16 protein-coding genes are annotated in these 17,065 nt (G+C 71.2%); 8 read left to right on the top strand and 8 right to left on the bottom strand.

What is annotated here, in order from left to right; translation table 11 throughout:
- Positions 1-142: 142 nt before the first annotated feature.
- Together ABD317_RS06580 and ABD317_RS06575 are read right to left on the bottom strand one after the other, a co-directional pair.
- The gene (locus ABD317_RS06580; protein WP_344288750.1) at positions 143-892 is read right to left on the bottom strand and encodes a hypothetical protein; all 750 of its coding nucleotides are present in this window, start codon (positions 890-892) and stop codon (positions 143-145) included.
- A 303-nt stretch (positions 893-1,195) separates the two neighbouring features.
- Positions 1,196-2,017, bottom strand: a complete 822-nt coding sequence (locus ABD317_RS06575; RefSeq protein WP_344288748.1) for a bestrophin-like domain — start codon at positions 2,015-2,017, stop codon at positions 1,196-1,198.
- Between the two features lie 607 nt (positions 2,018-2,624).
- Between ABD317_RS06575 and ABD317_RS06570 the strand changes: the two genes are divergently transcribed.
- On the top strand, positions 2,625-2,948 hold the full coding sequence (locus ABD317_RS06570; protein WP_344288746.1) for a hypothetical protein: 324 nt from the start codon (positions 2,625-2,627) through the stop codon (positions 2,946-2,948).
- Positions 2,949-3,370: 422 nt separating this feature from the next.
- On the opposite strand, the gene ABD317_RS06565 is transcribed toward ABD317_RS06570, so the two are convergent.
- Both ABD317_RS06565 and ABD317_RS06560 read right to left on the bottom strand, forming a co-directional pair.
- The gene (locus tag ABD317_RS06565; protein WP_344288744.1) at positions 3,371-3,598 is read right to left on the bottom strand and encodes a hypothetical protein; all 228 of its coding nucleotides are present in this window, start codon (positions 3,596-3,598) and stop codon (positions 3,371-3,373) included.
- Between the two features lie 562 nt (positions 3,599-4,160).
- The gene (locus ABD317_RS06560) at positions 4,161-4,361 is read right to left on the bottom strand and encodes a hypothetical protein (RefSeq protein ID WP_344288742.1); all 201 of its coding nucleotides are present in this window, start codon (positions 4,359-4,361) and stop codon (positions 4,161-4,163) included.
- Positions 4,362-4,520: 159 nt separating this feature from the next.
- Between ABD317_RS06560 and ABD317_RS06555 the strand changes: the two genes are divergently transcribed.
- Positions 4,521-4,919: a hypothetical protein gene (locus ABD317_RS06555; RefSeq protein ID WP_344288740.1), complete on the top strand. Its 399-nt coding sequence runs from the start codon at positions 4,521-4,523 to the stop codon at positions 4,917-4,919.
- Between the two features lie 755 nt (positions 4,920-5,674).
- On the opposite strand, the gene fxlM is transcribed toward ABD317_RS06555, so the two are convergent.
- From fxlM to ABD317_RS06540, 3 genes are read right to left on the bottom strand one after another with little or no spacing between them, the layout of a single operon-like run.
- Positions 5,675-7,756 carry a methyltransferase, FxLD system gene (fxlM, locus tag ABD317_RS06550; RefSeq protein WP_344288738.1) on the bottom strand — a complete coding sequence of 694 codons (2,082 nt, stop codon included), beginning with the start codon at positions 7,754-7,756 and terminating at the stop codon, positions 5,675-5,677.
- A gap of 14 nt (positions 7,757-7,770) precedes the next feature.
- A complete protein-coding gene (locus ABD317_RS06545) occupies positions 7,771-9,042 on the bottom strand; it encodes a lanthionine synthetase C family protein (RefSeq protein WP_344288794.1) in 1,272 nt (423 codons plus the stop codon).
- A 2-nt stretch (positions 9,043-9,044) separates the two neighbouring features.
- Positions 9,045-10,577 (bottom strand): lantibiotic dehydratase, encoded by a 1,533-nt coding sequence (locus tag ABD317_RS06540; protein ID WP_344288736.1) that lies wholly within the window; start codon positions 10,575-10,577, stop codon positions 9,045-9,047.
- Between ABD317_RS06540 and ABD317_RS06535 the strand changes: the two genes are divergently transcribed.
- Entirely contained in the window at positions 10,551-11,810 is a 1,260-nt protein-coding gene (locus ABD317_RS06535; protein ID WP_344288734.1) for a tyrosine-type recombinase/integrase, read from the top strand. The genes ABD317_RS06540 and ABD317_RS06535 overlap by 27 nt on opposite strands.
- 84 nt (positions 11,811-11,894) lie before the next feature.
- On the opposite strand, the gene ABD317_RS06530 is transcribed toward ABD317_RS06535, so the two are convergent.
- Positions 11,895-12,365 (bottom strand): ATP-binding protein, encoded by a 471-nt coding sequence (locus ABD317_RS06530; RefSeq protein ID WP_344288732.1) that lies wholly within the window; start codon positions 12,363-12,365, stop codon positions 11,895-11,897.
- Positions 12,366-12,569: 204 nt separating this feature from the next.
- On the opposite strand from ABD317_RS06530, the gene ABD317_RS06525 reads away from it, so the two are divergent.
- The 5 genes from ABD317_RS06525 to ABD317_RS06505 form a co-directional block, all read left to right on the top strand.
- Complete coding sequence (locus tag ABD317_RS06525; protein WP_344288730.1) at positions 12,570-13,394, top strand: hypothetical protein; 825 nt, start codon at positions 12,570-12,572, stop codon at positions 13,392-13,394.
- 170 nt (positions 13,395-13,564) lie between these two features.
- Entirely contained in the window at positions 13,565-14,314 is a 750-nt protein-coding gene (locus tag ABD317_RS06520) for a YcnI family copper-binding membrane protein (protein WP_344288792.1), read from the top strand.
- A gap of 88 nt (positions 14,315-14,402) precedes the next feature.
- The gene (locus ABD317_RS06515) at positions 14,403-15,068 is read left to right on the top strand and encodes an SCO family protein (RefSeq protein WP_344288728.1); all 666 of its coding nucleotides are present in this window, start codon (positions 14,403-14,405) and stop codon (positions 15,066-15,068) included.
- A complete protein-coding gene (locus ABD317_RS06510; protein WP_344288726.1) occupies positions 15,065-15,583 on the top strand; it encodes a copper chaperone PCu(A)C in 519 nt (172 codons plus the stop codon). Before ABD317_RS06515 ends, ABD317_RS06510 begins: the two co-directional genes overlap by 4 nt.
- A gap of 10 nt (positions 15,584-15,593) precedes the next feature.
- Positions 15,594-17,065 (top strand): copper resistance CopC/CopD family protein (locus ABD317_RS06505; protein WP_344288724.1); only part of this gene is annotated, 1,472 nt, incomplete at its 3' end.

Genomic DNA, 17,065 nt, shown 5'->3' with positions numbered 1-17,065 from the left:
TCGCCTTCGACGTTCTCTACTGGTCAGCAGCGTTTTCGACCCCCGCGTGCACTCGTTGTGCACCGTCTCCGAGCTTCGGCGACGCACATGGCCCAGAGGCAGCCCGGCCGACAGTGCGCCGAGCTGCCGCCGGCCGGTGCGGTTATCCGACGACCTGGAAGCTGAAGCCGCGGTTGCTGTACTGGCCGTTGCTGTTGCCGGTGACGATGACGATCCGTCCGGTTTCGATGACGGCGGCCTGGGTGTTGTCCAGGGTGTACCAGCCGTCTCCCCAGATGTTGGAGGTGACGCTGGGCAGGGTCGTGAAGGCGTTCTGGAAGACGATGGCGTAGCGGCCCGTGCTCTCCCGGGTCACCCAGAAGTCGCCGCTGCCGCTGACGGCGTTCCCTTCGGCGTCGACGTTGCCGAACACCAGCCGCCGGCCGACCGTGGTGCCGCCGCCCTGGCCGGAGCCGGCGGAGGAACGGCCGGCGGTGCGCCTGAGGCCGACCTGCTGTCCGTAGTCGTTGCGCAGCCAGATGCGGCGCTCCTCGCCCAGCCCTTGGAGGTCGAGGTTGTCGAAGACGTGGCTGTCGTCTCCGGGGTTGACGGTGACGGTGGCGCGCTCCAGGCACCAGCCGTCGGTCCCGAGGTAGCGGAGGTAGGCGGGGTAGCGGTCCAGGTCCTCGGTGGTCAGCTGCGGCTTGCGGGGGTCGTTGTACACGGCTTGGTCGACGTTGGCGCCGTCGCCGAGGACGAACTCGTCGGTTGCGCCCTGTTCGAGGTCGTTGGCCGGGGTCTCCAGGACGAACTCGCGGCCGGCGATGCCCAGGTAGAGCGTTCCGCTGTCGGTCTTGGCCTCGGCGATGTCCGCGGTGAGGATCCTCGCGACGATCTTGGTGATGTCCGCCATGACGGCTGGCTCCTTGCCTCGGTGCGGCGGTCCCTGCCCGGACGGGCCCCGGGAGCGATGCCGCCACTGTCTGTCACGGACAGCGTTGCCAAGGGCGCGGAGAGTGAACCTCTCCCGGTGAAGCGCACCCGCGCCGGCTACCGCCCGGCGTGCACCCGCAGCGCCCCCGGATCACGCACGCACCAGTGTGCCCCGGTGCACCACGAGTCCACTCCTTGATCGGGTTTGGCTGCCGTGGCGGTCAGAAAACGGGCCCGCTCGTTCGGGGCGTGGGTGGCGGTGGTGCCGCGCCTGCTGGGCAGGTCAGTGCTCCTCGTCGTGCCGCCGGACACGGTCGCCGTGCGTGTCGCAGGGCAGTTCGTCCGCCGAGCCGAAGTCCTCCTCGTACTCGTGCGTCATCTGCTTCTCGACCTCGGCCATGGCGGTAGGCCCGATCTTGACCATGCCGTCGAAGGGGTGCTCCAGATCGCGGATGAGGATCAGCGTGCTGGCCATCAGCACGGTGATCACGACGAACGTGGTGATCTCCGCGCCGTTCTTGCGGCGCGGCAGGGTGAACGCGACGGCGATCACCATCAGCGCGAGCAGGACGAGCACGAACCAGTACACCGGGCTCGGGATGGCCTGCTCCGCCTCCGCCAGCCGCCGCTCCCGCGCCTTCGACCGGTCGTCGTCCGCCGACAGCAGCGTGGCGAAGAGCGCGTCGCCGGGGCCGATCTCGCGCAGTTCCTCGCGGAACGACGTCGACCACACCGCGGGGGCGTCCGACACCTCCTGGCGGGCCATCGCCGGCCAGTCCTGGTGGCGTACGGCACGGGCGTAGCACACGGCGGCGCCCTGGAGGTGCTGCCGGTGCTCCTTGGACGTGTAGTCCGCCGCCTCGAACAGATGGTCGATGGCGTCTGCTTCGGAGCGGGCCGCCTCGTCGGCCTTGTTCTGCGAGTTCGCGGCGGTGACGAGGGAGAACGCGAGCACGAGCACCGTCAGCGTCTGCAGCGGGCTGACGAGGTCCTTCACGCTGACCGTCGCCTCGTCTTCACTGGTGAGACGGCCACGCAGGAACTGGTTGAGCCCGATGCCCACGACGAGGGCACAGACGGCGACGACGATCGTGGCGATCAGCATCCGGCGGGCCCTCCCTGGGCAGCGGTACGGCCGGCACACGGGCGCCGCGAAGCGCGCCGCTCCACCAAGATCATCACGTGCTCGCCCGCCGGGCCCCCGGGACCAAGCCACCGCGTCGCGAACAATCACCCGATAAGGCGGCAGCCGCCGCCACACGGGGGCAGTGGCCCGGTCTTCACCGGCCGTCTCCGCTCGCCAGGTGCCCGCGGTCGCCGACGAGACCGCCGCCACCGGCGCCAGCGGCGTCACCACCGCCACGTCCGGGGCCGGGTCGACGCCACCCGTCGGACGTACCCGGGTGTGCGGGACATGGACAGACGTGATCCCTCGGAGGCTCGACAAACGGGGAGCGCCGCCTTGGCCGGGGTACGGCCGGGGCGACTCAGTAGATGGCTGCCTGGTGTCAGATCCCGTCTGCGACTTCGCCGACCAGGGCGGTGCCCACCGGGAGGGCGCGGTTCAGCCGGATCGCGCAGTGGGCAGACGGGCGCAGGCGCGGCGCACAAATTTCCTATCACTCACCACTTAGAGTGAGGGATCTTGTACTCTAAGTGAGTTAATTTCTACGATGGAGTGACCATCACTACCACCCAAAAAAGGGGAGAAAGTGGCCACTCTGCGTGTCGGATCAGGAAAGACTGCTCCCGGCGAAAGCTGGCAACTCTACGGCCAGGAGGGCGTGTACATCGACGTGGACACCTCGGCCGCCAATTTCTCCGGCAACCCCGTCTACCACGCCTCGATCTACTCCACCGGCGGCAACCAACTCTGGACCCATGGCGCCCACGGCATCTACAACGTGACCGCAACCGGCTTCCGCCTCTACCTGCGCTGGGTCGACGACGCCAAGCGCGGCGGCAAGCAACTCACCCCTGACACCTGCCGAGAGTTCGGCTTCCACGTCGCCTGGAGCGGCATCGACGAGCCGTAGACAGTCCAACGGCGTCCTACAGCTCGGCTGCGCCAAGCCCTCACGTAGCCCGGCCCCGCTCAGGGACCGGGCTACCGCTCTGCCGGCCACCAAAAGCCGCAGGTCGAGGACACGCTGATGCGGCAGATGCCGGTCCGGGTGCCTATGGGGAAAGCAATGCAGTCAGTCGTCAGCCGCGGCCGGCTTCCACAGCCAGTCGGGGGTGGTGCCTTCCCGGCCAGGCCACCCACACCCGCGCACGGTTCCTGACCGGCGTCCTGCACTACACCTCCGCGCCCCGCGTGCACCCCATCCTCAACAGGATCACCCCGCGCACTCGCCCGGTCGAGCACGACCGCCCACACGGGCATGCCGATCACGCGATCGGCCACCCCCCCTCGTCCGCGAACAGCTCGACCATGTGCAGCCCGACCCCGCCCCCGTCATCCGGCGTGCGCGGCTCCGGGCCGCTCGTCGGAGGCGTCGTGCACCTTGATACGCACCCCGCCGTCCAGCCGCAGGTACCGCGTCGCGACCTCCCGCCCCCGCACACGGGCGTGCACCACCGCATTGGTGACCAGTTCCGAGGCCACCAGGACCGTCCGCTCCTCGATCCCGGCCAGATCCCACCGGGCCAGCGCCTTACGCATCTGCGACCGCGCCAGCGCCACACACCGCGGATGCCGCCGCCATTGCCACCTCATCACCGACCCAGCGGGGGGATTCGGCTGGTGGGGAATGGAGTCAGACATCGTGCATCGCCTCATAGATGAGTTCGGGAAGAGCGTCCATCAGGAACCGGGCACCTACAGCGACTTCGGGCTTCACTGTCCTCCCCAGACCCCGCTCGTGACCATCCCGTCCCACCGGCAAATTCCGTACAGAACCTGCCGGTTCAACCGGAACGAAATGCACGTGCGGCGCAAGCGTGTCAGGCGATTACTGTGCTGCGTAGAGTCCTCGAACATCATCCTGAGGAGGGGCCCGATGGCCGCGAAGCCGCGTAGTCAGAAGCAGGAGTAGGCACAACTCGCCCGGGAGTTACGCACCCAAGGACAGACCTGGGCGACAGTGGCAGAGGAGTTCATCCGACGCTACCGTGTCTACGCCCGCGTGGCTTTCCGTCTTGCGCATTGCTGGAGTCAGCGCGAGGCCGCTGATGACTGGAATTCCCGGTGGCCTGACGAGCCCAAGACCATCAAGAACTTCTCAGCCTGGGAATTGTGGCCAGCGTCAACCGGTCTGAACGCCACCCCACCAGTGCGTGTCCCCGGCCCTGAGGGTATAGCCCAACGCGAAACCAATCAGAATCTCTCCCTCGTAGGCTGTAACCAAGTCGAATCCAGGACGGTCAAACTGGTTGCGCACGCGTCCAGCAAAGGCGATGGGTTTCTGACGACCGGCAGGCTCGACGTCGTAGGCGTCCGTCAACACGCCCCCTGGATCATCCCTTGACCTGGTGGTTTGAAAGCAGCCTGCCACACCCTCGGGTGAAGGAAGGTGGCACGCGAAGACGGCGTCCGGGCTGAATAGGCACCGGCCCGGCCATCCACACCCTCGCCGGGTCTCGGTTGCCGAGAAAGGGCAAGAACCTTGCGCACACGCACCAAGCTGCTCCTGGCCGCGGGCGGCATCGCCTCCGCCGGCGCCACCGTCGCCGGGGTCGCCGTCGCGGCCGACCCCACCGACAACGTCAAAGCCCCCTACGCCCAAGCCGCTGTCGCGGTCAACACCGACGGCACGATCAGCCGGCAGACCGACACCATCGACGCGGTCACGAAGACCGCCACCGGCCGGTACTGCATCACGCTGGCACCAGGCGTCGAAGCCGCCCGGTCCGTTCCGGTCGCCACCCTGCACAATGGTGCCGACTGGCGCAGCGAGATCTACGTCCAGCACCAGCACAGCTCCTGCGCGGACAACGCGATCCGCGTCACCACCGGCACCAACGGCGCAGCGAAGGACCAACCGTTCTACGTGGTCATTCCCTAACCCGCGCCCCCAGCAGCGCCCTCGCCCCGGGCCTCCGGGGCGAGGGCGCCGCCATCGTGGGACCGGCCCCCGGCCGCCCCTGCGACCACCTCGCCGATCTCAGCAACAAGATTCACCACGAACCCCAGCTTCGCCCCCGCCACCATTCTCTGGAGCCTTCATCCACGGCGAACACGCCCCGGGAGGAGGCAACCGCCACTGTCCACGTGTGCCGTACCGCATCCGCCGGTGACCGCAGCCAGACCAATCACTCGCCAGGTGACAGTCAGCGCAGGCTGCCGGGCGAGCAGGCTTGCTGAGGACGCTCACCTGGCGAGTGCACTGCCTTCAGCACCGGTCAACGAGCGGCTTCCCCCGTTCGGGTGCACACTCAAAGCAGAGCAAGGGCACTCCCCACCTCTTTGAGTGAGGACACCATGGTCGTCATAGCCGTGCTCCTCCCCGGGCTGATGATGCTGCTGATGCTGGGAATGGATCTCTTCGAGAACGTCCTGTTCCGACCACCCGAAGCGCCACCGAAAACCAGCGACGACCACCCGGACCCACAGCCCGCCCGCAGGCCACCGACCGAGCGGCCCAAAAGAGCGAGTGAGAAGCGGCGAAAAAGGGCATTCCGGGATGGATGGAATTGTTCACTCACCAGCACGGAAAGCTCTCCGGAGTTTGGAGGGCCTGGGCAGGCATGGCAGAGCCCTGGGGACGGGGCGATGAGGTCGGTCTCCAGGGCTCTCGGGGTCGTACGAGGTGAAGCTCGTTCACCAGCCGATGGTCAGCAAGGTGTTCGGGCGAGCGACCCGGGCGCCGGCCGTGAGTGAGTCGTCTGCGGTGGTGGCCGGGTAGGCGGTGATGACGGGGTGAGGGGGCCGCTGTGCATCCCAGCGGTGCAGGAGGTCGATCACCTGGGCGGTGAGCTTGTCGGCGTCCGGGCCGTGGGCTGCAAGGCCCAGTTCGTCGGCGTCGTCGCTGACCGGGCGGGCGGTCAGGTAGGCGAGGGTGCCGCCGTCGTACAGGGCGGCGCCGGACCAGCGGACGGCGGGATTGGCCAGGCCGAGGTCGCGGGCGGCCGGACCGGTGGACAGTTTGCCGAAACTGAGGCCGGTGTCGATGGTGGCCAGCCACAGGTCGAGGTGGGCGGCCATCTCGTCGTGGCGGACGTGGATGCCGGTCCACTGCTGGTGGGCGGTGTGGGTGAGGGCCTGGGCCAGGGCGGTCTGGTCGGGGTGGTCCTCGGCGTCGATCTTGAGGATGACGTCGTCGGCGAGGCGGACGTGGATCTCGCCCATCTCGGCGGCGCCGCGCAGGGGGACGAACCCGCAGACGGCCGCGTTGGTGCTGACCATGCGGTCTTCTTCGGTGCGGGTGAAGGCGAGGGAGCGGGTCAGGCCGCTGCCGTGCAGTCGCATGGGCACGACGAGCCGTCCGCCGGGGGCGAGTTGGGTCCACCAGGCGGCCGGGATGTCCCAGGCCCCGGCCGTAACGATGATCCGGTCGAACGGCGCGTGGTCGGCGTCGCCGAGGGCGCCGTCGCGGCATACGACGGTGACCTGCTCGTATCGGGCCTCGGCCAGGTGGGTGCGGGCGCCTTCGGCAAGGTCGTCGTCGAGTTCGATGGTGATCACCTTGCCGCGCTCGCCGACGAGTTCGGCGAGCAGGGCGGCGTTGATGCCGGTGGCGGCGCCGATCTCCAGCACGCGCTGGCCGGCGGTAACTTCGAGCTGTTCGAGCATCGTGGCGACGATGTTGGGGCTGGAGGCGGACGAGAGCGCGGTGCCGTCGGCGGCGCGCTTGGTGACCACCTGCTTGGGCGCGTACGCCGTGGCGAGGTCCACCTCGGGCAGGAACATGTGCCGGGGCACGGTACGGAAGGCGTCCTTGACTGCCTCGGTGCGGAAGGTGCCCAGGCTGTCAATCTTGGCGACGAGGGCATCGCGGAGGGAATGCGGGTCTGCAGTCGGCGCGGGGGTGGTGTCCATGGTCACTGGCCTGACTGTAGTGGGCTGAGCAGGGGCGGTGCCGGCACCTCGCAGGGCCTGGAGGGGCTCCGTCTGATGATGGAAGACGACGCGGCTCGCGGCGGTGGCGAGCGCAGCCTGTTGCTCGGCGGAGATACCGAGGCGGTTGAAGGCGAAGAGCACGTGGTCGGTGAGGATCGCGCGGATGCCGCGTGTCAGCCCTCCGTGGCGGCCGAGATCGGCGAGTGCGCCTCCGGCGTCTTCGTACGCCGAGGGCCAGGCCGGGGTCTGGGTGAGAGGGCTGCCGGGGCTGTCGTCGGCGGCGGCGAGGAGCGTCTGGACCGCTGCCACGGTCCGTACGGACGGTTCCGGTGTACCGGTGGCGGCGCGGTGTTCGGCGACAGTGGCCCAGATGTCGCCCTGTTCGTAGAAGTCCTGGCCGGCCGCCTGGATCATGCGGGTGGCCAGCCGCAGGCCGATTTCGCGACGCTGGTCGGGCCCGCCACGGGTGCGGGCGAGGTGGGTGAGGATGTGGCGGCTGTCGGCGTGGAAGAGGCGGTGGGCGATCTCCATAGCCCTCTCGCCGCCGAAGCGGTAGGTCTCCGGTTCGTACACCGTGCCGTCGGCATGTGCGTGCAGTTCCGGGGCCGCGGTCAGCTGGGTGATAAGGGCGGCGGTGTCCTCGTCACGGCTGGGGGCGGGCTGAAGGCGTAGGCGCCAGGTTTCGCGCTTGCGGATGTACCACCACGCGGTGATTGCTTGGTCGTCCTCGGCCTGGGCCAGCAGCGGCAGGAGGTGGTGGGTGGCCAGGTGTTCGGCGGCCTGCCAGGTGTCGCTGGACAGGTTGATCTGCTGCCAGGCGGGGCTGTGTTGGTCGCTTGTCACGGTTCGTCCTCGGGTTAGTCGATCAACAGGCAGGTGGGCCAGCCGCTGGTGGTGCCGGTGGCGATGCTGTGCAGGGTCAGGGCGATGCCTGCGCTGCCCTCGATGAGTCCGGGCGCCTGCTCGGGAGCGGTGTCGCGGGCGTGGTCGAGGAGGCGGGCCAGCAGGCGATCGAGGCGGTGTGCGATGCGGGGGTTGGTGGCGTCGGCTGCGGCGTGCCAGGCCGTTGCGACGATTCCGGCCCAGCCGTGGCACAGGGCGGGGTCGGTGATGCGGGCGAGTTGGACGGGGTCAGACAGGCAGCGGGCGAGGGCGTCCTCGGCCGCGTGCTGGCGGGCGGTGTCACCGAGGGCGAGGGCGGCGAGTTGCTGGGCGCGGGCAATGCCGGGAGTGCCGTAACACCAGGAGGGACGGGCGGGTCCGTCCCGGTGGGGGCGGCCGTCCTCCAGTTCGCCGAGGGTGATCCGCTCGGGCCACCAGGGTCCGGCGGCCGACGACTGCCTCCAGGCGTCCAGGTGGCGGCAGATGGTCTCGATGGCCTCGGCGTGCCCGTCGACGGTGACGGCCTCGCGCATCGCGAGGGCGAGCAAGGCCACGCCTGCGGTTATGCCGTGGGCCATGCCGAGGTTGGCGTGCCCGTGGGCGAAGGCGGAGGAGTCGTGTGTCCTGGCGGGAAGATCGGTGGTCCACCAGCCTGGTGCCCGGATTCCGGCCGGGTCGTCGGCCGGGATGGGCCGGGTGAGGCGGACCAGGTAGGCGAGGACGCGGCGGATCAGTTGGCCTCCTGGGTCGCGCCTGAGCAGGTAGGCGCCGAGCCCGGTGAGCCCGCGGGTGAGGTCGAATTCGTACTGCGAGGGCCGGCGGGCGGCGTCCATCCGTGCGGCGGCGGCCGTCAGGCGGGTGTGGACGAGCTGGGCGACAGCGGCGTCCAGGTGGGCCAGGGCGCCCAGGTAGCGGCCGGGGGCGGCGAGGTGGAGGGTGAAGCCGATGGCGGGGGCGCCGAACCACAATCCGGCCCCGGCCCCGGCGGTCAGGTCGTCGCGGGTCGCTTGGGTCAGCCACGCGTGCACCGGCTGGATGCTGCCGACGCCGTGCTGGGCGCGCAGGCCGTGCAGGACGGCGACGCCGGCGGCGCCCTTGGAGAGCGACTGGTCGCGCCAGCGTGGGCTGTCGGGCCGGACATCGTCGCCGTAGTCTGCGTCCGGCGGCATGGCCAAGGCGTCGGCGAGTTCGGTGGCGACGGCTGCGGCGTGGTCGCGCAGGGCTGCCGTGGTCGTGGTCTTCAGCATGGTCACCGGTCACCTCCCTGGTGTTGTCGATCGGTGTGGCGTGCGGCGCTGGCCAGGGCGACAGCCCGGGCCAGCTTGTAGGTCGTCGCCTCCCGCGCTTCCTCGAATGCGTGGGCTCGGACGTGATGCAGGTGCAGCAGCGAGCCGAGCACCGTCGCCGGAGCCGGGGGCTTGCCGGAGACGGTCAGGCGGGCGGTGTAGTCGGCTGCCGCCTGGGTGCGGGCAGCCCAGGCGGCAGCGAGGCTGCTGCCGTCCGGCAGGTCCTGAAGTGCCCCGTCGCGGGCAAGGTGCAGTGTGTGGCGGCGCATCTGGCGGTCCTGGGCACCGGCTCCGTCGGCGTACTGGGGGTGTTCGAGCAGCCAGCCGAGCCCCGCTTGCCGGCCGCCCATGACGGCTGCGGCGAGGTCGGCGATGCTCGCGGCGGTCAGAGCCTGTGGCGGGATCTCCAGGTGGGCGGCCAGGAAGGCGAGCTGGGCGAGGACGGCCGCGGAGTCGGCGGCGAACAGATCCTCGGCGGCGTCCATGTCCGCCCCCGTGCCGTAGCGGCCGGTTTCGGGCCGGTAGGTGTCGAAGGCGATCTCCCCGGCCAGGCCCGCCTGCCGCAGGCGTGCCGCCCAGGCCACGAGGTGCCCGGCGGCCTGTTCGGTGTCGACGTCGCGTACCCGCAGGCGCAAGTGCGGCCTGGGGCGGCGGTAGCGGACGAACCACCATCGTGGCGGCTTCTCCCAGCGAGCCCAGAGCGTGGGAAGGTGCCGGATGAGAATGTCGCCCATCGTCTCGCTCGGGCCGTACAGCTTCGCGAACACCACTCCTTCCCCGGCCCGGCCGACGGATTCCGGCGGCGGGACGGCGAAGAAGGAGGGGGCCGCCGCAGGCGGCGCCGTCGGGGTCAGCGGGAAGACGATCTCGTGGGCACGGCCGCCGCACCAGCTGTGTTCCGTGTCGTCGGGCGCCTCGGTCACGGTGACCGGTCTGTCGGCGGCGTGCAGGTGGGAGCGCAACACCGCCCGGTCCATGGCCTGGTCCAGGTTCAGCCGTAGACGGCGGTCGCCGTCCCCCACCGCGATGCTGGCGGGCAGGTGCCTGACGTCGCGGAGCGTCTGCCAGGCCGCCGCCCACCGGTGAGCCCGGGCGTTCTGTCCGGGGAGGTCGGCCGGGTCGATCCGCCACTGGGCGGGGGCGAGGATGCTGCGTCCGTAGCGCACGCGCGGCAGGTGGGGCAGGCAGGCGGCGGTGCCCCAGTCGAACGCGGTGACCGCCGGGTGGGTGGAGCGCGGGATCTCCAGTAGCAGTCTCGCCAGCTGAGGCATGGTGTGCCGGGCTCCGGCGTGCGGCAGCATCGGCTCGATCACCCGCCGCCGGGAGCGGGAGAGGACGTACAGGCGCGTGGAGTCCGCGGCGACGGCCAGGTCCGTCACCGGGATGTGGCGGTCGCCGTGGCGGTGCTCGGCCAGCGAGATGACGTGGTCCAGTACGGGCATCACGCGCAGGACGTTCTCGCTGCCCACGTGCCGCGGCGGGTATGCCCTGAGCACAAGGGCAAGGTCCCGACCAGCGCACACGGCAAGGGCAAGCGCTGGCAGGTCCGGTACCGCGACTCCAGCGGTGAGCAGCGGGCCGTGAACTTCGACCGGAAGGTCGACGCGGAGGCGGCGGCGGACTCCATCGGCAATGATCTGCGGCAGGGCACCTACATCGACCCGGGTGCCGGGAAGATCACCCTGCAGCGGTACGCCCAGCAGTGGCTCGCAGCCGCGACCGCCGGGATGGGGACCGTGGACGCCTACGAGGGAGTGATCCGCAACCACATAGAACCCCACCTCGGACGTTACGAACTGCGCTCGCTCCCGCAGCCGTCGCTCATCCAGGGATGGGTGAAGAAGCTGCAAGAGGCCGGGCTGGAGGCGTCCACGATCGCCTGGGCCGCCTCGATTCTCACGGCGATCCTCGACGCTGCGGTTGATGACGGGCTGATCGTCAAGAACCCGTGCAAAGCGAACTCGGTCAAGCTGCCGAGGAAGCCGAAGAAGAAGATCGTTCCGTGGAGCGTCGAGCGTGTCCACGCCGTCATCGACCATCTGCCCAAGCGCTTCCAGGCGGGTGGGAAGCTCACCTTCGGCTGCGGTCTGCGACAGGGTGAAGTCTTTGGCATAGGCATCGATGACATCGACTTCCGCAAGCAGCTCGTCCGGGTGAACCGGCAGATCAAGCTCGTCCGGTCGACGATGGTCTTCGCTCTGCCCAAGGGCGACCGGGTGCGGGAGATCCCACTGCCGGAAGAGGTGGCCGAGGTGCTGAAGCAGCACATCAAGGGGTTCCCGCCGAAGCAGCTCGCCCTGCCGTGGCGGACGCCCGACGGCGAGAAGCGCACGTACCGGCTGCTCTTCACCACGGACGAGGGCAAGGGGTATCACCGCAGCGTCTTCAACCAGTACGAGTGGAAGGCTGCCCTCGCCGGGGCCGGTGTCATACCGCCGCGGGAGAAGGGCTCACCGCGCTACGCCGCGGCGCCGGACGACGGCATGCACGCCCTCCGACACGCCTACGCCTCTGTGCTCCTCGACGCCGGGGAGAGCATCAAGGCCCTGTCCGAGTACCTCGGGCACTCCGATCCCGGCTTCACACTCCGGACGTACACCCACCTCATGCCGCAGAGCGAGACCCGCACGCGCCAGGCGATCAACGGCGCCTTCACCCGGCCGCGCACAACCTGTTCGGCAAAGGACGGACGCTCGTGCGTGTGCACTGAATGTGCACTTGCGGCCTGATAGGGCCGCAGTTCGATCGCCTTTGCCGCGCGAATCAATGATCGACTCGCGGTAAGTTTGCAGGTCAGATGGCTAGCATCTTGATCACGCCGCCTGGAGCGGGGCGTCCTCGCGCCATTTGAGGATCTTGTCGAAGCTGACCACCGCGCCGCGGCCCGGGCGGTCGCGGATGTCGACGTGGTCGCTCAGCTCCGCGATCAGGAACAGGCCACGGCCACCCTCGGCGCCCGTGTCGACGGGGGGTGGTGTCGGTGCTGGGGGGTGGGTGGCGGGGGTTTCGGGGGGTGGGGTGGGGGTGGCGAAGCCGGGGCCGGAGTCGATGACCTCGATGTGGCAGCGGTCGCCGTCGAAGTAGGCGGTGACGCAGTAGTCCTCGCCGGCCGCGGCGCCGCCGTGCTCGACGGCGTTGGCGCAGGCCTCGGTGAGGGCGAGGGAGAGGTCGAAGGCGACGTCCGGGTCCACCCCGGCCGTCTCCATCGCGCCGACCAGCAGGCGGCGGGCGAGCGGGACGCTGGCCGCCTCCCGGCGCAGTCGCAGGGACCACCACATGCTCATGCGTTCAGCCTCCTGGCCGCCACCCCGACATACGGTACGTATAACCCTTGTGTCGGCACCGTAAGCACGCGGGTTGCGTGAGAACCCTCATTCGGCGGAGGGGTTTCTTCCGCCTTTCGGGGTGGGACATGACAAGGTCGGTTCCGGCCGATCGGCGCCCCGGGCGGGCCGGCCCCGCCGCGCGGTGAGATGATGGCGCCCGCCATGGCTGCCCCTCACGCCTCCGACGGTACGGAGCTGCGTCTCCTGCGGGCCGCGGTGTTCACCGCGGTCTGCGTCGTGTTGTCCGCCGGGGGGCACGTCCTGGCGTCGAACGAGACGGTGCCGCTGTGGACGCTCGGCGTCGCCGCGGTGCTGGTGTTCGCGGTGGCCGTGCCGCTGGCCGGGCGGGAGCGGTCGCTGCCCGGGATCGCGGCGCTGCTGGCGGTCGGGCAGATCGGGCTGCACGGGGTCTTCGGGCTCGGGCAGCACTGCGCCGTCGGCGGCGCAGACGCGGGCGGTGCCGGCGCTGGGGGCGGCGGGGGCGGCGACGGTGCGCTGGCGCTCGCCCGGCGGCTGCTCTGCAACGACCACGCCGTCAATCTCACCGAGGGCCGCGCCCGCGAGATCGTCGCGGACGCCGGGCTCGACCCGGACGCCGGGCACGGCGGCACGGCCGGCGCGCACGCCGGGCACGGCGTCGGGCTCGGCGACGGCCTCGGCGCCGCGTTCAACCTCGCCGCGTACTCCCTGCCGATGGTCCTCGGCCACGTCCTCGCCGCCCTCGTCGCCGGCTGGCTGCTGCGCCGCGGCGACGCCGCCGTCACGACCCTGCTGCACCTCACCGTCGCCACCGGCGCCGACCTCGGACCGCTGCGCGCCGCCGTGCGCTACATGCGGGTCCTCGACACCGGGCTCGACGACTCCGGCCGGCCGGCCGTGCGTCCCGGGGCGGCCACGGCGTACGACGAGCAGAGCGCCCGTACCGTACGCGAGCTGCAGCACGCCGTCGTACGCCGCGGGCCGCCGGCCCTCGCCCTCGCGGCCTGACGCGACGGCACCTCTCCGGACTACGGCCCACGCACCGCACGCCCCCCGTACGACGCGGGCGGGCGCGGGCGGCGGGCCCGGGTGAGCGGGTGGTCGCGCCGCCGCCGCACGTGCGCCGACCCCCATCCATCCCACTTCACCGGAGTGTGTCAGTCATGAAGTCATCCCGTATGCGGCGGCTGTCCGTCGCCACCGCCGTCGCCGCCGGCGCCGTCCTGGTAGTCGCCGGGCCGGCCGCCGCGCACGTCACCGTCGATCCCGGAGAGGCCGAGCAGGGCGGGTACGCCACCGTCAACTTCAAGGTGCCCAACGAGCGCGACGACGCCGCGACCGTCAAGCTGGAGGTCACCCTGCCGGCCGAGCACCCGCTGACGTCCGTCATGCCCCAGCCCGTGCCCGGCTGGGACGTGAAGGTGGAGACGGCCGAGCTGGACACCCCGATCGACTCGCACGGCGAGAAGATCACCGAGGCGGCCAGCAAGGTCACCTGGTCCGGCGGGAAGATCGAGCCGGGGACGTTCCAGCAGTTCCCCGTCTCCATGGGCGCCCTGCCCGAGGACGCCGACCAGATGGTGTTCAAGGCCATCCAGACGTACGACAGCGACGAGGTCGTCCGCTGGATCGAGGTCCCCGAGGAGGGCGCGGAGGAGCCGGAGCTGCCGGCGCCGGTGCTGGCCCTGGAGCCCGCCGAGGACGGCGGCCACGGCGGTGACGACGCCGGGAACGGCGACGACACCGAGCCCGCCGCCGCCGAGGGCGGCGACGACGCCTCCGGCGACACGGCCGCCGACGACGGCGGGTCCTCCGACACCACCGCCCGCACGCTGGGCATCGTCGGCATCGTGCTCGGCGCCGGCGGCGTCGCGTTCGGCGCCATGTCGCGGCGCCGCGGCTCGGGCGGCTCGTCCGCGGCGCAGTAGGCGCCCGCAACGGCATCTGGAACGTCATACGCAAGCGGTGGCCCGGCCGGCGGCGCCGGGCGGGCCACCCACCCTCAAGGGACACAGCATGCGCACAACCCGTACCGCCACCCGCTACGCCGCCGCGGCCGTCACCGCCGCCGCGGTCCTCACCCTCACCGCCTGCGGCTCCGGCGACGACGCCGGCTCCGCCAAGCCCGTCGCCGACGTCTCCGGCGGCAACACCAAGCCCGGCGTCGTTCTCGACACTCCTAAGGAGAAGCCGGATCTCGTCCTCACCGACACCGCGGGCGAGAAGTTCGACCTCGCCGCCGAGACCGCGGGCAAGCCCACCCTGCTCTTCTTCGGCTACACCAACTGCCCCGACGTCTGCCCCACGACGATGAGCGACCTCGCCCTCGCCAAGCAGAAGCTGGCGCCCGCCGAGCAGAAGAAGCTGCAGGTCGTCATGGTCAGCACCGACCCCGAGCGTGACACCCCGCGGCGGATGCGCACGTGGCTCGACGCCATGGACAAGGACTTCATCGGCCTCACCGGCGACTTCACCGCGATCGAGAAGGCCGCGAAGAGCGTCGGCGTGCACGTGGACAAGCCCGTCAAGGAGAAGGACGGCAGCATCACCGTCAGCCACGGCTCGTCGGTGCTGGCGTACTCGCCGAAGGACGACAAGGCGCACGTCGTGTACCTCGCCGGGGTGACGGCCGAGCAGTACGCCAAGGACATGCCGAAGCTGATCAAGGGGCAGAAGCCGTGAGCCGTACGCGCCGGGGCGCGGCGGCCGGGGCGGCGGCCCTGTCGTTCGCCCTCGGACTCGGCGTCCTGACCGCGTGTGCCGGTGACGGCTCCGGTACGGCGGCGAAGGCTGACTCCGGCGACGGCTCCCGTTCCGGCTCCGGCGGCGGCCCGCGGCTGCACGCCGAGGGCGGCTTCGTACCGCGGCCGGTGCTGAAGGACCTCGCCGCCGGCTATCTGACCGTACGCAACGACGGCCCGGCGGACGACCGGCTCACCGGCGTCAGCACCGACCTCGCCGACGACGTCACCCTGCACACCACAGAAGACGAGCGGATGCGCGCCGTCGACGGCCTCGACGTGCCCGCGGGCGGCGAGCTGGCCCTGGCCCGCGGGGGCGCGCACATGATGCTGGAGAAACTGGATCGCCGACCGGAGGTTGGCGAGAAGGTGTCCTTCGTGCTGCACTTCGCCAAGTCGGAGCCGATCGAGGTCGAGGTGCCGGTGCGGCCGACGACGTACCGCCCCGCGGAGTGAGAGGCGTGTCATGACCCCCTGCGCACAGAACCGCCCCGCACCGACCCGCCGTACACCGACCCGCCGTGTACGGCCAAGCCGGCGCGCGGTGCGCCGCAGGGGCGCGGTCGGGGCGCTGTGCGCTGTCGTCGCCGCCGTGCTGTGCGTCCTCGTCCCCGGCGCGGCCCCCGCCGCGGCGCACGCCGCGCTGACGGGCACCGACCCCGCGGACGGCGCGGTCGTGCAGGAGGCGCCGCAGGCCGTCTCGCTCGACTTCTCCGAGTCCGTGCAGCTGGCCGACGACGCGATCCGCGTCCTCGACCCGGACGGCGACGACGTCACCGAGGGCGCCTCCGGCCACCGCGACGGGGACGCCAGGACGGCGACGACCGCGCTGCGCGCCGGGCTGCCGGACGGCACGTTCACCGTGGTGTGGAAGGCGGTCTCCGCCGACAGCCACCCCATCTCCGGCGCGTTCACGTTCTCCGTCGGCAAGCCGTCGGAGACGTCGGTGGCGGTGTCCGAGGCGGGCGAGGACGGCGGCAGCGCCAAGACGCTCTACGACACCGGACGCTACGTGGCGTACGCGGGGTTCGTGCTGCTCGTCGGCGGCGCGGTGTTCGCGGGCGTGTGCGGCGGGCGCAACCCGGTCGTGCGGCGGGTGGCGAGCGGGGGGTGGGCGCTGCTGTTCGCCGCCACCGTGGCGCTGCTGCTGCTGCGCGGCCCGTACACGGGCGCGGACTTCGGGCTCGACTCGGTGCGCGACGTGCTGGAGACCCGCCCGGGCACGGCGCTGCTGTCGCGGCTGCTGCTGCTGGGCGCGGCGGCGGTGGTGCTGGCGGTGTTGTTCGGGATGTACGAGCGGGAGCGGGCGGCGGTCGGTACGGGTCCGGCCGGGGGGCGGCCGGACGACGGCAGCGGTCCGGACGAGGGCAGGGGCCCGGATGAGGGCTCCGGTACGGGCGACGAGCCCGCACCGGACCGTACGGACGACACCGCCCGCGACAACGACCTGGCGATCGGCCTGGGGCTCGGCGGCGGCGTGGTCGCCGTCGGCCTCGCCGCGACGTGGGGCATGGCGGAACACGCCTCCACCGGCATCCAGCCGTGGCTGGCCGTGCCGATGACGATGACGCACCTGCTGGCCGTCGCCGTCTGGCTCGGCGGGCTCACCTCGCTGACGCTGAGCCTGCGCATGGGCCCGCGGGTCCCGTCGTACGTCATACGCCGCTTCTCGCGGCTGGCGCTGACGTCGGTGACCGTGCTCGCCGGGACGGGCCTCTACCAGTCGTGGCGCGGGCTCGGCAGCTGGGGTGCGCTGACGGACACGACGTACGGGCAGCTGCTGCTGGTGAAGCTGGGGCTGGTCGCGGTGCTGATCACCGCGGGGTGGACGTCGCGCCGCTGGACGCAGCAGCTCCCCGGTGCCGGCCTCGCGGTGCGCGAGGTGCCGGTGGCGGGGCCGGCGGAGGCGGGGCTCGTGCCCGCCGCGGCCACGGCGGA

This window comes from Streptomyces synnematoformans (assembly GCF_039531005.1).
GTDB lineage: Bacteria > Actinomycetota > Actinomycetes > Streptomycetales > Streptomycetaceae > Streptomyces > Streptomyces synnematoformans.
This window is presented reverse-complemented; position numbering and strand designations above follow the sequence as displayed.

Excerpts from the sequence above, each read along its gene's own strand:
- ABD317_RS06545 (WP_344288794.1), bottom strand. The coding sequence starts at position 9,042 with ATGCTGAAGACCACGACCACGGCAGCCCTGCGCGACCACGCCGCAGCC.
- ABD317_RS06525 (WP_344288730.1), top strand. The coding sequence starts at position 12,570 with ATGGCTGCCCCTCACGCCTCCGACGGTACGGAGCTGCGTCTCCTGCGG.
- ABD317_RS06575 (WP_344288748.1), bottom strand. The coding sequence starts at position 2,017 with ATGCTGATCGCCACGATCGTCGTCGCCGTCTGTGCCCTCGTCGTGGGC.
- ABD317_RS06530 (WP_344288732.1), bottom strand. The coding sequence starts at position 12,365 with ATGAGCATGTGGTGGTCCCTGCGACTGCGCCGGGAGGCGGCCAGCGTC.
- ABD317_RS06520 (WP_344288792.1), top strand. The coding sequence starts at position 13,565 with ATGCGGCGGCTGTCCGTCGCCACCGCCGTCGCCGCCGGCGCCGTCCTG.
- ABD317_RS06515 (WP_344288728.1), top strand. The coding sequence starts at position 14,403 with ATGCGCACAACCCGTACCGCCACCCGCTACGCCGCCGCGGCCGTCACC.
- ABD317_RS06580 (WP_344288750.1), bottom strand. The coding sequence starts at position 892 with ATGGCGGACATCACCAAGATCGTCGCGAGGATCCTCACCGCGGACATC.